Annotated in this window: 20 protein-coding genes; 6 read left to right on the forward strand and 14 right to left on the reverse strand. The window is 46.6% G+C overall.

All coding sequences use genetic code 11. The features are described from left to right. Positions 1-12: 12 nt before the first annotated feature. Positions 13-648 (reverse strand): 3-keto-disaccharide hydrolase, encoded by a 636-nt coding sequence (locus AAHB90_RS24455; RefSeq protein WP_342087874.1) that lies wholly within the window; start codon positions 646-648, stop codon positions 13-15. 95 nt (positions 649-743) lie between these two features. On the opposite strand from AAHB90_RS24455, the gene AAHB90_RS24460 reads away from it, so the two are divergent. Further along, complete coding sequence (locus AAHB90_RS24460; protein ID WP_342087875.1) at positions 744-1,265, forward strand: fasciclin domain-containing protein; 522 nt, start codon at positions 744-746, stop codon at positions 1,263-1,265. A gap of 71 nt (positions 1,266-1,336) precedes the next feature. On the opposite strand, the gene AAHB90_RS24465 is transcribed toward AAHB90_RS24460, so the two are convergent. Next, complete coding sequence (locus tag AAHB90_RS24465) at positions 1,337-1,756, reverse strand: nucleoside-diphosphate kinase (protein WP_342087876.1); 420 nt, start codon at positions 1,754-1,756, stop codon at positions 1,337-1,339. A gap of 205 nt (positions 1,757-1,961) precedes the next feature. On the opposite strand from AAHB90_RS24465, the gene AAHB90_RS24470 reads away from it, so the two are divergent. From AAHB90_RS24470 to AAHB90_RS24485, 4 genes are all read left to right on the forward strand, one after another. Further along, positions 1,962-2,996: a DHH family phosphoesterase gene (locus tag AAHB90_RS24470; RefSeq protein WP_342087877.1), complete on the forward strand. Its 1,035-nt coding sequence runs from the start codon at positions 1,962-1,964 to the stop codon at positions 2,994-2,996. A 47-nt stretch (positions 2,997-3,043) separates the two neighbouring features. Continuing rightward, positions 3,044-3,952: an FKBP-type peptidyl-prolyl cis-trans isomerase gene (locus AAHB90_RS24475; protein WP_342087878.1), complete on the forward strand. Its 909-nt coding sequence runs from the start codon at positions 3,044-3,046 to the stop codon at positions 3,950-3,952. Positions 3,953-4,083: 131 nt separating this feature from the next. Then, positions 4,084-4,659, forward strand: coding sequence for an RdgB/HAM1 family non-canonical purine NTP pyrophosphatase (gene rdgB / locus AAHB90_RS24480; protein WP_342087879.1), 576 nt, complete (start codon positions 4,084-4,086; stop codon positions 4,657-4,659). A 32-nt stretch (positions 4,660-4,691) separates the two neighbouring features. Continuing rightward, complete coding sequence (locus tag AAHB90_RS24485) at positions 4,692-5,585, forward strand: polyphosphate kinase 2 family protein (RefSeq protein WP_342087880.1); 894 nt, start codon at positions 4,692-4,694, stop codon at positions 5,583-5,585. 64 nt (positions 5,586-5,649) lie between these two features. On the opposite strand, the gene AAHB90_RS24490 is transcribed toward AAHB90_RS24485, so the two are convergent. From AAHB90_RS24490 to eno, 5 genes are all read right to left on the reverse strand, one after another. After that, positions 5,650-6,603 carry a hypothetical protein gene (locus tag AAHB90_RS24490; RefSeq protein ID WP_342087881.1) on the reverse strand — a complete coding sequence of 318 codons (954 nt, stop codon included), beginning with the start codon at positions 6,601-6,603 and terminating at the stop codon, positions 5,650-5,652. 309 nt (positions 6,604-6,912) lie between these two features. After that, positions 6,913-7,488, reverse strand: a complete 576-nt coding sequence (locus AAHB90_RS24495) for a hypothetical protein (RefSeq protein ID WP_342087882.1) — start codon at positions 7,486-7,488, stop codon at positions 6,913-6,915. 76 nt (positions 7,489-7,564) lie between these two features. Continuing rightward, on the reverse strand, positions 7,565-9,097 hold the full coding sequence (gene gpmI / locus AAHB90_RS24500) for a 2,3-bisphosphoglycerate-independent phosphoglycerate mutase (RefSeq protein ID WP_342087883.1): 1,533 nt from the start codon (positions 9,095-9,097) through the stop codon (positions 7,565-7,567). Positions 9,098-9,136: 39 nt separating this feature from the next. Next, positions 9,137-9,469 carry an FtsB family cell division protein gene (locus tag AAHB90_RS24505; RefSeq protein WP_342087884.1) on the reverse strand — a complete coding sequence of 111 codons (333 nt, stop codon included), beginning with the start codon at positions 9,467-9,469 and terminating at the stop codon, positions 9,137-9,139. 57 nt (positions 9,470-9,526) lie between these two features. Then, on the reverse strand, positions 9,527-10,798 hold the full coding sequence (eno, locus tag AAHB90_RS24510) for a phosphopyruvate hydratase (RefSeq protein WP_295929193.1): 1,272 nt from the start codon (positions 10,796-10,798) through the stop codon (positions 9,527-9,529). Positions 10,799-10,926: 128 nt separating this feature from the next. Here eno and AAHB90_RS24515 point away from each other — a divergent pair, with 128 nt between their 5' ends. Further along, a complete protein-coding gene (locus tag AAHB90_RS24515) occupies positions 10,927-11,628 on the forward strand; it encodes a rhodanese-like domain-containing protein (protein WP_342087885.1) in 702 nt (233 codons plus the stop codon). Between the two features lie 71 nt (positions 11,629-11,699). Here AAHB90_RS24515 and carA read toward each other — a convergent pair whose 3' ends face one another. The 7 genes from carA to ykgO form a co-directional block, all read right to left on the reverse strand. Continuing rightward, positions 11,700-12,809, reverse strand: a complete 1,110-nt coding sequence (gene carA, locus AAHB90_RS24520) for a glutamine-hydrolyzing carbamoyl-phosphate synthase small subunit (protein ID WP_342087886.1) — start codon at positions 12,807-12,809, stop codon at positions 11,700-11,702. A 150-nt stretch (positions 12,810-12,959) separates the two neighbouring features. Continuing rightward, positions 12,960-13,514, reverse strand: coding sequence for a 50S ribosomal protein L17 (rplQ, locus tag AAHB90_RS24525; RefSeq protein ID WP_342087887.1), 555 nt, complete (start codon positions 13,512-13,514; stop codon positions 12,960-12,962). Positions 13,515-13,586: 72 nt separating this feature from the next. Next, on the reverse strand, positions 13,587-14,576 hold the full coding sequence (locus AAHB90_RS24530) for a DNA-directed RNA polymerase subunit alpha (RefSeq protein WP_019941751.1): 990 nt from the start codon (positions 14,574-14,576) through the stop codon (positions 13,587-13,589). Between the two features lie 135 nt (positions 14,577-14,711). Continuing rightward, complete coding sequence (rpsD, locus tag AAHB90_RS24535; protein ID WP_342087888.1) at positions 14,712-15,317, reverse strand: 30S ribosomal protein S4; 606 nt, start codon at positions 15,315-15,317, stop codon at positions 14,712-14,714. 88 nt (positions 15,318-15,405) lie between these two features. Next, a complete protein-coding gene (gene rpsK, locus AAHB90_RS24540) occupies positions 15,406-15,801 on the reverse strand; it encodes a 30S ribosomal protein S11 (RefSeq protein ID WP_015813813.1) in 396 nt (131 codons plus the stop codon). A gap of 42 nt (positions 15,802-15,843) precedes the next feature. Continuing rightward, complete coding sequence (rpsM, locus tag AAHB90_RS24545) at positions 15,844-16,221, reverse strand: 30S ribosomal protein S13 (protein WP_188934898.1); 378 nt, start codon at positions 16,219-16,221, stop codon at positions 15,844-15,846. Between the two features lie 5 nt (positions 16,222-16,226). Further along, positions 16,227-16,343 (reverse strand): type B 50S ribosomal protein L36, encoded by a 117-nt coding sequence (gene ykgO, locus AAHB90_RS24550; RefSeq protein WP_015813811.1) that lies wholly within the window; start codon positions 16,341-16,343, stop codon positions 16,227-16,229. Positions 16,344-16,368: the final 25 nt, after the last annotated feature.

Consider the following 16,368-nt stretch of genomic DNA (forward strand, 5'->3'; position numbering starts at 1 on the left):
AAACCACCGGTTTTAGAGCTCTTCCAGCAAGATGTCTTTCCAGCGAACCTTGATACCGCCGCCGTCGTGGATCTGTAATGCAATGGAGCCTTCGCCCGCACCGATTTTAGCGTCGGTAAGATCCACCATTTCGTGACCGTTGAGCCAGGTTTGCGTGCGGTCGCCTTCCGCACGGATGCGCAGCGTGTTCCATTCACCCATTTTCAGGAAGCCTTCTTTTTCCTCGGGGATCTGCACGAGCCAGTTGCGGCCGTACGACTCATAAATACCGCCGGTGTCGTGGTTTGGTGGTGCTACTTCCACCTGCCAGCCCGAAACTTTGGTACCGGTTACCGTAGAGCGGAAGAAGACGCCACTGTTACCATTCGCCTCCTGTCTGAATTTGAGGCTCAGGTCGAAGTTCTTGTAAAATTTGTCGGTAGTAAGGTAGCCGTACTTTTTGTCGGGGCCGCTTTCGCAGATCAGTTCGCCGCCTTCGACATACCATTTTTCGGTACCGTGGACGGTCCAGCCTTTGAGGTCTTTTCCGTTGAATAATTTGACAGGTTTCTTCAATGGATCGGCAGACGGCCCTTTCAGCGCGAAAAACGCCGAGTTAAGCATCAGCACGGCCGCTCCGGCGACGATCAATCGTCTCAATTTTAGCATGGTTGTTATGGGGTTAGGATTAAAAATTTATGGTTACAAATTCTATCAAACTACATTTTGCATTAGTTTTACAAAAATTAACCACTTGGAAAGCTATGAAAAAAAACCGTTTTGGGGGGCGTTGGGCAACATTTTTTTTGGCAGCAGGGCTATTTTCGGCGATTTTGATTTCTTGTAAGGAAGACGAGGCCGATAGGGTTGGTCAAAGAACTGTGACGGATATTATTCGTGAAAATCCGGAGTTCAGTATACTTAAAGAGATCGTAGATGATGCAACAAAAGGTGATGCATTCAGAACACAAAATGCGACTTTTTTCCTACCTTCGAATGCGGCTTTCAATAAGGCAAAGATTTTCAGCGCCTCGGAAATCACGAGCAAACCGGATTCGATTATAAACATAGATGTCTTCTTGAACCAACACGTGTTGAACGGACAGGTATCGTATGGTGATCTTAAGCCTGGCAAATATGATGTTGTTGGTAAAAGTCTCAAACTCGAAATCGCAAAAAAAGATACTTCTTTCACTGTAAACGGAGCGGAAATCGCAAGAAGAAACGTGAATGCGGCCAACGGGATTATCCAGGTTCTCGATAGCTTGTATGTAAAAGTTAAATAGCGATACAAAGCATAAAAAGAAGAACCCCGAAGCTCAGGCTCCGGGGTTCTTCTTTTTATAAGCTCATCTTCTCAGAACTGCTCTATATGCGAGAAGAAGAAGTTTCCTTCGATTTCAGCATTCTCGTCTGAATCCGATCCGTGGATCGCATTCGCCTCGATCGATTTTGCATACAACTTGCGGATAGTACCTTCTTCTGCGTTGGCAGGGTTGGTAGCACCGATGAGCGTACGGAAATCAGCCACTGCATTTTCCTTTTCAAGGATCATCGGAACGATCGCTCCGGATGACATATACTGGCAAAGATCATTGTAGAAAGGGCGCTCCTTATGCACCGCGTAAAACTCTCCGGCGCGCTCGGGGGTAAGCTGCGTTTTCTTCAGGGCCACAATCCGGAATCCTGCTGCTTCGATCATTTTGATAATTGAACCTGAATGACCATCCCGCACAGCATCCGGCTTGATCATGGTAAATGTCTTATTCGTTGGCATACGTACTTGGCTAAATTGATTTTGGGTGCAAAGCTACTATTTTTCAGCCTATATCCCCGAACCTTTCATTTTCAAAAGGGTACCTAATGTTAAATCAACGTCTGATTGCCAGCCTTTACCGTGCTCAATGAGGCAAATCCCAACAGTTTTGTTAATTTTGTGGGCTCTAAGCTAACAGGAAATACCCCTTTTGAACTAAGTCACTGTGAATCAAACCATTGAAGAGCTTCGCTCTTTTTTATCCCAACCCCAAAAAATTGTTATCACAACGCACCGCGACCCGGATGCGGATGCATTGGGTTCGTCCCTGGGCTGGGCCAGTTATTTGCTCAAAAAAGGACATGAAGTGACGGTAATCAGCCCTACCGACTATGCGGCGAACCTCCGCTGGCTCTCGGGTATGGAACATGTGCTGGTATACGAAAAGGCATCTGAGCAGGGCAAATGCAAAAGGAAGATCGAGCAGGCGACGTTGATATGCTGTCTGGATTTTTCGGCATTGTCGCGGTTGAAGGACCTCGGAAAGGTGGTTCAGGAGGCCGCAGCCCCGAAAATGATGATCGACCACCACCTCGAACCGGAGCATTTTGCGAAATGGATGGTTTGGGATACCACGGCAGCAGCCACCGCACAGCTGGTTTACGAACTCGTGAAAGAAATGGAAGGCGGCCTGCCTGCTGAACAAATCTTCGATATTCCTATGGCCGAATGCCTCTATGCAGGCATTATGACCGACACAGGCTCTTTCCGGCACGGCAATGTAACGCCCGCAGTGCATCTGGCAGTAGCCGACTTAATGCGTACCGGTTTCGATTCCAGTCGTGTACACCGGTTGATCTACGACAATGCGCCGCTTTCGCGCCTTCAGTTCCTGGGTTATGTGCTTTGCAACAAATTGACGGTTCTACCCGAATACCGCACGGCCTATATGGTACTGACCGAAGCGGAATTGCAGAAATTCAACTCGTCGTCCGGTGAAACGGAAGGCATTGTGAATTATGGTCTGCAGGTCGAAAATGTTATCATGTCGGCGATGTTCATCGAGCGAAAAGGCGAGGTCAAGATCTCGTTCCGATCGGTAGGGTCGTTCTCGGTGAGAGACCTTGCCAGCACGCATTTCAGCGGCGGCGGTCACAAAAACGCTTCGGGAGGCCGGTCCGAACAATCAGTAAATGAAACAGTTGCAAGATTTCTAAGCATACTTCCCTCATACCAGGAAGAACTTTTGAGCGTTGACTAAACTTAAATTCCACATTCACCAAAATATCTTCTAATTAACACGTCCCAATGAATTTAAAAACAATCGGTTATGCGATGGGCATAACTATTCTCGCAGCCGCTTGCAATCAACATCGTCAGCAGGTTACCGAAAGCGGCCTTAAATACACGCTTTTCAATCACGAAGACGATGCAAGGAAGGCAAAACTGGGGGATATCATGACATTCCACCTGGTGTTGAAGAATGGAACCGACTCTACGCTCCGCGATACATATAAAGAGAAAAATCCGGTTAAAATGGTTTTGCAGGCTCCTCCTTACAAAGGCAGCTTCGAAGAGGGTCTTACGATGCTCGCCACCGGCGACAGCGCTAAGTTCCTGGTCAATGCGGATACTTTGTTCGCGAAAATCGGTCAGCCAATGCCTCCGATGATCAAAAAAGGTTCTGAGTTGAGCTTCACGGTGAAAGTTGTGAGCGTTCTCACCTCGGAGGAATTCCAGAAGCAACAGGCTGAGGCAGGTAAGAAACAGAAGGATATCGACGCGAAAATCATCGACGAATACCTCGTTAAAAATAACCTGAAAGCAAAAGCCAGAAAAACTGCTTCCGGTCTTGTTTACGTGCCTCAAACGGAAGGAACGGGCGAAAGTCCTACCGCCGGCGACAATGTAAAAGTACATTACACCGGCAAGTTCCTCGACGGCAAAGAGTTTGACAGCTCTAAAAACCAGGGTAAACCGCTTGATCTGCAAGTAGGCGCCGGAATGGTGATCGCGGGCTGGGACGAGGGCATTACCCTAATGAAAAAAGGCGAAAAAGGTTTGCTTTTGATCCCGTCAGGCCTGGCTTACGGACCTGAGACATACGGACCAATCCCTGGCAACTCGGTATTGCAGTTCGAGATGGAACTGATAGACTTTACCAAAGGTACTAAACCGGCTGGCCCCGCGCTACCGACACCTGCTCCGGCAAAATAAGCTTCGGCTTTTTGACATTGCCACAAAGGCACGAATTATCACGGATGCATTTCGTGTTTAATTCGTGCCTTTGTGGCATATCACCCTTCCTATTTTTTGCGTAAAATGCACCCCTATCCAAACGATTACGCATGAAACTTTGCTTCGCCACAAATAATCGGCACAAACTCGAAGAAATACAGGCTTTACTCGGGGACCAGTTCGAACTCGTGACATTAAGTGATATTGGTTGTGAAACCGATATCCCCGAGCCGTTCGACACCATCGCTGAAAACTCCCGCGAAAAAGCCCGGTTCGTGCAGGACAACTTTGGCATAGATTGCTTTGCCGATGACACCGGCCTGGTTGTAGACGCATTAAATGGCGAACCAGGCGTCAAATCCGCGCGCTACGCTGGTGAGCACCGCGATTCCAACGCCAATATCGACCTCCTTCTGAAAAACCTGGCGGATAAGGAAAACAAGGCTGCCCGATTCCTGACGGTTATTACATTATGTTTGAATGGCCATTATCACCAATTCGAAGGAACCGTCGAAGGCGTCATTATCGATGAGAAACGCGGGACCAACGGCTTTGGCTATGACCCGGTATTCGTTCCGGAAGGACAAGCGCGCACATTTGCGGAAATGACCATGCAGGAAAAATCAGGGCTAAGTCACCGGGGCCGCGCATTCGCTAAACTTGTGGCTTTCCTGAAAGCACAGTGATCTTTTTATCCATCATTTAAATCGGTACGGACATGTCGGACTTTAATTCGGATGATTATCGCTACGACGGTAGCAAAAAATTTGACATCAGTAAGGCCAAAACCAGGTTCAAAGACATTTACGCCGACAAGGCCGAATACGAGGCTATGCAGAACGAGTCGGCTAAGGAACTCGATGAGTTGCAAAGCAGGATGTACGCACATAACCGTTACGGCCTGCTGGTGATTTTCCAGGCGATGGACGCCGCGGGGAAAGATGGCACCATCAAGCATGTGCTTTCAGGCGTCAATCCCGTGGGCGTTAAAATACATTCTTTCAAAAGACCTACTGAAACCGAGCTGGGCCATGACTTTTTGTGGCGGACGAATCTGGTGTTGCCCCAGCGGGGCACAATCACGATTTTTAACCGCAGCTATTATGAGGAAGTGCTGGTAGTGAAAGTCCAGCCGGAAATCCTCACGCAATCGCAACGCTTGCCCGTCGAACTGACAGAAGACCTTGACAAACTTTGGAAGCACCGCTATTCCGATATCCGGAACCTCGAAAAATACCTTTATCGCAATGGTATCAGAGTGGTCAAGTTCTTTTTAAATGTTTCCAAAGAAGAGCAGGCAGAGCGGCTGATTGAGCGCATTGAAGATCCCTCCAAAAACTGGAAGTTTGAAGAACAGGATGTGAAAGTGCGTGACCAATGGGCGGAATATATGCAGGCTTACGAAGATGCGATCAATGAGACAGCGTCCAAAAAAGCCCCGTGGTTTGTAATTCCGGCCGACGACAAAAAGAACCTCCGTCTTATCGTAGGCAAAATCATTGCGGAAGAGCTGAAAAAAATGAATATGACTTACCCTGAATCGGGCCCCGAGCGGACAGAAGAGCTCAGGCATTTCATCGACATTATTAACGGGCAGACAAAACAGTCCTAAAAAAGAAAGGCCGCTGATCGAACGATCAACGGCCTTATAGCTATGCATGGTGTGAAGTTATATCTTACTTTTTGATGGTAAAATTACCACCGCCAATTTTATATCCTTCCGCATACAGCTCCACATTATATTTTCCAGGGCGGAACTTGTTAGCGTTATCGTACAACATCTCGACTTTCTGGTTGTTGTTTTGATAAGCGATCGACTCACGGGTTGTAAATTTAGATGGTGCGCCATCGATTTCAAACTCACCTGAGCCCGTAGCGTCGTCAGCCACAACTGCTCCGTCGGGATCCAGTACCCGCACATAAATATCTTTTGGCTCCTGGGCAGTCAACTCGTTTTCCGGAAGATTGAAAACCAGTTTCAGCTTATCAACGCGGCTGGCTTTGTATTCGTCACGCTCTTTGGTTTTACCTCTTGAGTTAACAGTCAGCACTTTCAGGTTCTGCGCTTTCAAAGCCGCTGCTTTGCTTACTTTCGCGCTCAACTCTTTGTTTTGCGCAGTAAAAGTAGTCACAGAGTCCGTCAGTTCAGCCTGACGTTGTACCAGTCGCTCGCGCTCGCTTGTAAGTGTTCCCACGTGTGTGTGCAGGGAGTCGTTGGTTACTACCAGCTTCTCGTTTTCAGCTTTCAGCTGCGCGATCATCTCGTCTTTCTCTGTCAGGAATTTTTCGTATTCCTTGATCTTGCCGAGATACTTGTTCGTCTCCATTCTTCTGCTCCGGCTGAATGCCACCTTATCCGCTTCAAGTTTCTCTTTCATCTTGGTCAGCTCGGTAACGTCACCTCCCAATTTTTCAACTTCCGCGATTTTGGCATCCAATACGGTCGAAATAGAATCCAGTTTAGTTTTGGTTACAGCCAACTCCCTTGCCTTTTCGACTACCATTGACTCTTGCTGGGTCAACTCCTGTTTCTGAGTTGTGAACAAGTAGCCGAACATGGCTGTTGCAAGCCCAAGGACAACTACCATTGCCCAGGCGATGCTTTGCTTATTTTTCTGTTCTTGTTGCATTGATATTAAGTTTACTTGTGTGATTTAGTTTCTCATGGAGACAGGTTAAAAATTAAATCCGGGTCTACATGCTGTTCTGACTTCACATCAAACAATTCTGTGCCGCTCAATGCCCCCTACCTGCGATCTGACCCCTCAGAAATGCAAAAAGAGCCTCATTATCATGAATTTGGCCCTTTTTAAATGATATTTTAAGATTCTGAAAATTCTTACAAACCGTTGGTTATCTCAAACTTACTACTGGAAAAATGGGTAATGTTACCACAAAATATGGTGTAGAGGTACATAGGAAATAATGCAATAAACACGTCAAAGTCCTATTTGCCCACGGATGCCAAATTCCTTCTTCTCGACGAAGATGAGTTTCTGGTAACCATTTACCTCATAGGAGCTTACTTCCAGGAGACCATTATGTTTCCGTGTATTCAGGACGACCTTCTTTTCCGAGTTGTAAATTTTATTCTTCGTCCGGATCAATGCCTCGACGTGCAGCGGTTGCTTTAATACTGAATCGGTATCTATTTTCAGGTAAGCCACGGGCAGATCGTTATCTGGCTTTAAGCGATACTCGTAATGCAACGGGCCATTCCCGATTACCTCATAGCTCTGGCGATAAGAAGGTTTGTTAATATCGGCCTGTATGAACAGTTCAAGTTCCTTCTTCCAATCCATTTCTCGCGTCTGCGATACTTCCCGCTTAGTTCCCAAAACCGCCGTTTTGCTGACTTCCGGTTTCTTTTCATTTAGATACACGATTTGATTTTCGACAAAACCTTTCAGATCGTAATAAGCTTTGGGAGCGTCGTCGCGGGTTTCTTCCTCACGACAGGAAACCAATGAAAAAAGAAGGATGGCTGAAACAATGGTAAGGAAGCGGTAATTCATGGATTTCTGATATGGCTAAAAAAACAGAGAGCCCGCCGGACTCTCTGTTTGCTAACATCAATTGACGTCTTAAAGTTTAGAGAATGCTGGTACCCGTCATTTCCGCAGGCTGAGCGATTCCCATCAATGCGAGAATGGTCGGCGCAATGTCTGCCAGCTTTCCGTTATTGATTGGCTTTTGATATTCATTATCCACCAGAATGCACGGCACGAGGTTCAATGAATGCGCGGTGTTGGGAGAACCGTCATCATTTGACATATAATCCGAGTTGCCATGGTCGGCGATAATAATCGATGAATAACCGTGGTTCAAACCGGTTGTTACTACGGCCTGCACACACTGATCTACCGTTTCACAAGCCTTCACAGCTGCTTCAAATACGCCGGTGTGACCTACCATGTCCGGATTAGCGAAGTTCAGACAAACGAAATCTACTTCTTCTTTCTCCAATTCAGGCACGATCGCATCACGAATGTCGAATGCAGACATTTCCGGCTGCAAATCATAAGTAGCTACTTTGGGTGAAGGGCAAAGCAAGCGGCTTTCACCTTCGAAAGGTTTCTCGCGGCCTCCTGAAAAGAAGAAAGTAACGTGCGGGTATTTCTCGGTTTCGGCAATACGGATTTGCTTCTTGCCGGCTCTTTCGAGCACCTCGCCCAATGTGTTATTGAGATTATCCTTATCGAAAATCACGTCCACGCCTTTGAAAGTATCATCATAGTTCGTCATGGTGATGTATTTCAAATTCAGCTTGTGCATGTTCTGCTCGTGGAAATCCTGCTGTGTAAGCACCTCGGTGATTTCACGGCCGCGGTCAGTACGGAAGTTAAAGCAAAGCACCACATCGCCGTCCTGGATCAACGCAAGCGGAGACCCGTCGGCATTGGTAGCAATGATCGGCAGAATGAATTCGTCGGTGACGCCTTCTTCATAGGAAGCCTGTACGGCTTTCAAAACATCAGCCGCGGGTACATGCTTACCTTCACCGTGTACCATGGCGTCGTAAGCCAATTTCACACGCTCCCAGCGCTTGTCGCGGTCCATCGCATAATAACGGCCGGTGATGCTCGCAATGCGTCCGGTGCTTTGCGCCATCGACTCGTTCAGCTCGGTTAGGAAGCCCAATCCGCTTTTAGGATCAGTATCGCGGCCATCCGTAAATGCATGAACGAATACATCGCTCAAACCACGGTTTGCGGCGATTTGGCAAAGGCCTTTCAAATGATCGATATGCGAATGCACGCCGCCATCTGAAACCAGACCTATGAAATGTATCTTCTTACCCTCGGCCTTCGCGTAGTCGAGCGCCTGCGTAAGCGCGGGCTCCTGTGCGAGCGTGCCTTCGGATACCGCGAGGTTGATTTTTACCAGGTCCTGATAAACCACGCGACCGGCACCGAGGTTGGTATGGCCAACTTCGGAGTTACCCATTTGTCCGTCGGGAAGACCCACTGCCAGACCACTCGCTTCGAGCTTGCTATGCGGGTATTTTTGAAGGATGGAATCGTAGAATGGGGTATTTGCCGCTAAAATGGCAGAACGGTTTTCTTCGCCTGACTTGGCGATTCCCCAGCCGTCCATGATAATGAGGATGACTTTCTTGCTCAATGTATTCTGAATTAAGATGATATTTAAGAGAGTAATGTCTTACTCTTCCTTTTTGCTTTCGACAGGCTGATTGTTTTCGTCTACAATCACATATACTTCTTCGTTAGGCCTACGCATCATAAACTTCTCGCGCGCCCATTTTTCAAGCATTCTGGGATTTCCGAAAACCTCATTCCGCTCTTTTTTTACCTCACGGATCTTTTCCTGGAGAATCGCCTTCTCCTTTTCGAGGTCCTTCATCTTCATCCGGTTCGACATCACGATCCGGATATTGTTGTTGTCGAGGAACAATATCCATATCAGCCACACGACGAACGTGGCGATATAGAAGTTCTTTAATGTGTGCAGAGACCAGAATGAGTGGTTTTTCATATTGAAATACCCTTAAACAAGAACCGGAGCGCTGGGCTCCGGCTCTTTATGGTTTGATTAGAATTTCAATCCTGGGAAGTATGCGCTTTCGCCCAGTTCTTCTTCGATGCGGAGAAGCTGGTTGTATTTTGCCATACGGTCAGAACGTGAAGCCGAACCTGTTTTGATCTGGCCTGTATTCAATGCAACCGCAAGGTCAGCGATCGTTGCATCTTCTGTTTCACCCGAGCGGTGCGACATGATGCTCTTATAGCTGTTGCGTTTTGCAAGGTTTACAGTATCGATCGTTTCAGTCAAAGAACCGATCTGGTTTACTTTCACCAATACCGCATTAGCAATTTGTGATTCGATACCTTGTTGCAGACGGGTTACGTTTGTAACGAACAAATCGTCACCTACCAGCTGGCATTTTTTGCCGACAGAGTCAGTCAAAGTTTTCCAACCAGCCCAGTCATCTTCGTCCATACCATCTTCGATTGAGATGATCGGGTATTTAGCCACCCACTGAGTCCAGTAGTCAGCCATTTCATCAGAGTTCAGCTTACGGCCATCTGATTTTTTGAAGTGATACAGGCCATTCTCGTAGAATTCAGAAACAGCAGCATCCATAGCGATGAAGATTTCTTCGCCTGGCTTGTAACCAGCTTTTTCGATAGCCTGAAGAACTACCTCGATCGCCTCTTCGTTGGATTTGATATTTGGAGCAAAACCACCTTCGTCACCTACGTTCGTAGAGTAGCCTTTGCTTTTCAATACGGTTTTCAAAGTATGGAAAACCTCAACACCCATACGCAATGCCTGCGAGAACGTATCCGCTTTGGCAGGCATGATCATGAACTCCTGGAAATCGATGGAGTTATCCGCGTGGCTACCGCCGTTGAGGATGTTCATCATCGGCACCGGCAATGTGTTTGCGTTGGTACCACCCACATAACGGTACAATGGAAGGTTTGCTTCCTGTGCAGCAGCTTTCGCAGCGGCAAGGGAAACACCAAGGATAGCATTAGCGCCCAGCTTTGCTTTGTTAGGCGTGCCATCCAGTTCCAGCATAATTTTATCAATAAGGTTCTGCTCGAATACTGAGCAACCGATCAGTTCAGGGAAAATGATGTCGTTTACATTCTCAACCGCTTTCAAAACTCCTTTTCCAACGTAAACGCTCTTGTCGTCATCGCGAAGCTCAACAGCCTCGTGCTTACCGGTAGAAGCACCGGAAGGAACAGCAGCGCGTCCCAGGTAACCATTCTCGGTACGAATATCAACTTCTATTGTAGGGTTTCCTCTTGAATCCAGAATTTGTCTTGCATGTACTGACTGAATCGTACTCATTTGCAGCTTGTGGTTTAATTAAATTGGAATATGGTTAACGCTACAAAATAACGCAAAAAAACTGGTCATCCATAAACTCCGATTCATTTTAGGCTAAATTTACGGTCAAGTTAACTACATCATTTACTATGAAATTATCCCATATTCTGACCATTGCGTTACTGAGCTTTCCCCTTGCATTACAAGCTCAGAAACAGCTCAGTACAGAAGAATTCGAAAAACAGCTGGCCAAATCCGGCGACGCGCAGCTTCTGGATGTACGCACACCCGACGAGTATGGCGAGGGCCATTTAGCGAAAGCCGCGAACGTCGATTACAAAAGCCCTGATTTTAAGGAAAAAATAGCGAAACTCGACAAGAGCAAGCCTGTGTATGTGTACTGCCTCTCGGGCGGAAGAAGCGCAGCGGCTGCCACTGCATTACATGAAAGCGGTTTCAAAGAAGTTTACGATATGAAAGGGGGCTACCTGAAATGGAATATCTCGGGCAAGGCCGTTGAAGGGGCGAACAAAGCCGGTGTCAAAGGCATGAGCTCCGCAGAATTTAACAAAATCATAAACTCCGAAAAGGTCGTTCTGATCGACATTTATGCCAAATGGTGCCCGCCGTGTGTCAAAATGCTGCCTACTGTCAGCAAACTGCAAAAGGAATATGCAGGTAAGGCCAAAATTGAAACTATCGCTTTTGATCCTAACAAAGCACTGGTGAAACAATTGGCCGTGGATGAGATCCCGGGATTTCTGCTATACAAAAATGGCAAGTTAGTCTCGCGCAAGACCGGATTTATGGAAGAAAAGGAATTTCGTGCATTGCTGGATTCGCAACTATGAATCAATACTCGTGCATTTGAATTAAATGCAAACGAAAAGGTCCCTCTGCTCAATGCCGAGGGACCTTTTTACTATGCTTTGCTTGCTTCAAGCAACTTAATGAACTCGTCGAACAAGTAACGTGAATCGTGCGGACCTGGCGATGCTTCCGGGTGGTATTGCACCGAGAATGCAGGGTAATCCTTTCTACGGATACCTTCGATGGTCCTGTCGTTCAGGTTAATGTGCGTCACTTCAATATCCGGGTGGCTTTCGATCTCATCCGGCTTCACCGCGAAGCCGTGGTTTTGTGAAGTGATCTCACAAAGACCTGTGATCAGGTTTTTCACCGGGTGGTTCAAACCACGGTGGCCGTGATGCATTTTGTAAGTATTGATTCCGCTTGACAATGCGAGCAACTGATGGCCAAGGCAAATACCGAAAAGTGGCTTAGCCGTTTCCACCATTTGCGTGACGTTTTCAACCGCGTATTCCATCGCGGAAGGATCACCTGGACCATTGGAGATGAAGAAACCATCCGGCTTCCATTCCAGTACTTCTTCATAAGATGTTTTGGCAGGGAAAACCTTGCAGTAGCAGCCTCTTGAAGTCAGGTTCAGCAGAATGCTCTTCTTGATACCATAATCCATTACCGCAACGCGGAATTTAGCAGTTGCCTCGTCGCCCATGAAATATGGCTCCTCGGTCGTTACTTCCGAAGAAAGTTCCAATCCGTCCATGGAAGGCACTTTCTTTAATTCCTTCATAAGCTCCACTTCGTCGAGGATCTCGGAAGAGATAATGGCGTTCATCACACCCTTCTCGCGTACGTGGCGCACGAGGTGGCGTGTGTCCACATTGCTGATGCCAACGATGTTTGCCCTTTCGAAATACTCTTGCAGAGAGAAATCAGCGGTGTCGCGCGAATAGATCTGTGAGAATGTATTACAAACCATCCCGCGGATCTTAACCGAGCCAGATTCTTCCTCGTCTTCCAACTGAACACCGTAGTTACCAATGTGCGAGTTAGTATTGACGATAATCTGACCGTAATAGGAAGGGTCTGTGTAGATCTCCTGGTAGCCGGTCATGCCCGTGTTAAAGCAAATTTCGCCGCCGGTGGTTCCACTTTTACCCAAAGCGAGTCCTTTGTATGCTGTTCCGTCTTCTAGCAACAACAGAGCTTCCTTTTTCTGATTCATATTATGGTTTAATCTGTTTTCCGGGCTGTTTCAGGCCTTTTTGAGGCGGCCGGTTCAATTTTGGTGCAAAAATACGAATTTTCACTCATAAAAAAGGGTTAAACGAAACCGTTCAACCCTTTTCCTATATTTCAATTTCCGATTTCCAAACTATTCCTTTTCAGTTTCGCCTGGTGTTTCTTCTGTTTTCGGAGCTTCTTCCTCAGCCGGAGCCGCAGTTTCCGCTACGATCGGATGATCTTCTTTCTTAACAGGGGCAGCTTCAACAGCTCCCTCCGCTTTCTTACCACCTCTTCTGCTGCGACGAGTCTTAGCAGGTTTGTCGGCATTGGCAAGCAAAAGTGCATCGTTGAAATCAACCAGCTCGATCAGCGCAGTTTCAGCCGCGTCACCAAGACGGTTGCCCAACTTGATAATCCGAGTGTAACCACCCGGACGAGATGCGATTTTGTCTGAAACGATTCCGAAAAGCTCTTTCGTCGATTCTTTGTCGTTCAGGTAAGAGAATGCTATCCTTCTGTTGTGGGTAGTATCTTCTTTCGCACGAGTCAGCAGAGGCTCAACGAACTTGCGAAGTTCTTTTGCCTTTGCGAGGGTTGTTTCGATTCTTTTGTGAAGGATCAATGAGGAAGCCATGTTCGAAAGCATCGCCTTGCGGTGTGATGCGGTTCTTCCTAAGTGATTGTCCTTTTTACCGTGTCTCATTGTTTTGTTGTTTAGTTGCTTCGAGCGGCGCGGTTAGCGCGCTACAGAATACATACTTATGATGGAATTTAATTAATCCTCGTCTAGACGGTACTTCGACACGTCCATTCCAAATGTGAGCTGTTTGTCGGCTACGAGTTGTTCAAGCTCGGTGAGTGATTTTTTACCGAAGTTCCGGAATTTCATCATGTCAGAAATTTCCAGTCTTACCAGGTCACCCAACGTTTTCACGTCCGCAGATTTCAAACAGTTGTAAGCACGTACGGAAAGATCCAGTTCAGACAATGAAGTCTTCAACAGTTTTCTCATACGCAGCATTTCCTCATCAACCTGATTGTCCTCTTCAGCTTTCTGCTTCTCAAACGTCATCGTTTGGTCAGAGAACAGCATGAAGTGTTGGATCAGAATATTTGCAGCGCCTTTCAATGCATCCTCGGGGTGGATAGATCCATCAGTCTGGATGTCGATCAAAAGACGTTCGTAGTCGGTACGCTGTTCAACACGCGTGTTTTCAACGCTGTATTTCACATTTTTGATAGGCGTATAAATCGAGTCTACCGCGATGTAGCCGAACGGAAGCTCATTAGCCCGTGGCTCGTCTGCCGGTACGTAACCTCTACCTTTATCCAAGAGAAGTTCCATTTCGAACTCCTTTTGATCATCTATATGGCAAATGACCAGATCCGGATTCAGAACCTCAAATGCGCTTGTAAACTTGCCGATATCACCGGCAGTGATTACCGATACATTTTTAAGGTTTACAACGATCCTGCTTTCACTCAGGTCAGAAACTTTTTTAAAACGAACCATTTTAAGGTTCAGGATGATTTCCGTAACATCCTCAACTATACCTTCGATAGAAGAAAATTCGTGAAGCACGCCTGGGAACTTCACACTCGTGATGGCGTAACCTTCCAAAGACGAAAGGAGAATTCTACGCAACGCATTACCAATGGTTACGCCGTATCCTTTCTCTAAAGGCTTAAACTCAAACAACCCGTGAAAGTCGTCTGCTTTCTCCATGACGACCTTATCAGGCATTTGGAAAGCTAATATTGACATAGTCCTTGCTCCTTTTATAGTAGTAAATGATAGTTGATCACGCTACCTTACCTTTGCGATCGCAAAAATTGTGCTGTTTCCAGCAAAAAAAGCACTACCCCGAAATTTCGGGGAGTGCATGTAATATGAAGATTATTATTTAGAATACAACTCAACGATCAGCTGTTCGTTGATGTTTTCCGGAATTGACTCGCGGTCGGGGAATGTAACGAACTTACCAGACAATTGCTGACCGTCCCATTCAAGCCAGTTGAAACCTTTAGCACTGTGGCCTGCAAGGCTTTCAGTTACAGCCTCGAGAGATTTTGATTTCTCACGAACGGTAACAACCTGTCCTGGACGCAATGAGTAAGAAGGAATGTTCACAATCTCACCGTCAACAAGAATATGCTTGTGCGATACGAGCTGACGGGCAGCGCGGCGAGTTGGAGCAATACCCAAACGGTAAACTGTATTATCAAGACGAGCTTCGCAATATCTCAAAAGGTTTTCACCTGTAAGACCTGCTTTAACAGAAGCTTTCTCAAACAAGCTACGGAATTGTCTTTCAAGAATACCGTAGATGAATTTCACTTTTTGCTTCTCAGCCAATTGCAGAGCGTACTCCGACTTCTTTGACCGACGACCCTTTCCGTGCATTCCGGGAGGGTAATTTTTCTTTGCAAGCGCTTTGCTTGGGCCCATGATGGGCTCTCCGTAACGTCTTGCGACTTTGGTTTTGGGACCTGTATAACGTGCCATTAAAACTATTTGTTAACTAAAAATTGATAAAAACCATTCTGTAACCCCAGTGTCCAAATTACGAATGGGTACCTTTCGGTACTAACTACTATACTCTACGACGTTTTGGAGGACGGCATCCGTTGTGCGGAAGCGGAGTGATGTCACGGATGGTGGTCACTTCGATACCTGCATTCTGGATAGTACGGATAGCAGACTCACGGCCTGATCCCGGTCCTTTTACGAAAACCTCAGCTTTACGCATTCCGAGGTCGAATGCCACTTGCGCAGCGCTCTGTGCAGCAGTCTGTGCTGCATATGGAGTGTTCTTCTTAGAACCACGGAATCCCATTTTACCCGCAGAACCCCAAGAAATAACTTGTCCGTTGCTGTTAGTAATTGAGATGATGATATTATTGAAGGAAGCTTTGATGTGGACCTGACCAACAGGTTCCACAACAACCACTCTCTTTTTTGCTTTATCTTTTCTTTTATTCTGTGCCATTGCTCTTGGAATAAGTTGTGGATCGCTCCACCGCTCACTTGATTATTTAGTAGCCTTTTTCTTGTTCGCGATAGTTTTGCGTTTACCCTTACGAGTACGTGAGTTGTTTTTCGTTCTCTGACCACGCAAAGGCAATCCTTTACGGTGACGGAGACCACGATAACAAGCGATATCCATAAGACGCTTAATGCTCAACTGAACTTCAGACTTAAGAGCGCCTTCAACCTTAAATTCCCCAGCAATAACCCCACGGATCGCGCCTGACTCTTCGTCGGACCAGTCGATCACTTTTTTGTTCAAATCAACACCTGCCTTTTCGAGGATTTTCTTAGCCGAGCTACGGCCGATCCCGAAAATATAAGTCAATGAGATTTCGCCTCTTTTGCGATCTGGAATGTCTACTCCTGCAATACGTGCCATAATTATTATCCTTGTCTTTGTTTATACCGTGGGTTTTTCTTGTTAATCACATACACTTTACCCTTCCGGCGGATAACCTTGCAGTCTTCGCTGCGCTTCTTTACTGATGCTTTGACTTTCATCTGATTAAACTTAGTGTTAATTTAA

Source organism: Dyadobacter sp. OTU695 (assembly GCF_038440355.1).
Classification (GTDB): domain Bacteria; phylum Bacteroidota; class Bacteroidia; order Cytophagales; family Spirosomataceae; genus Dyadobacter.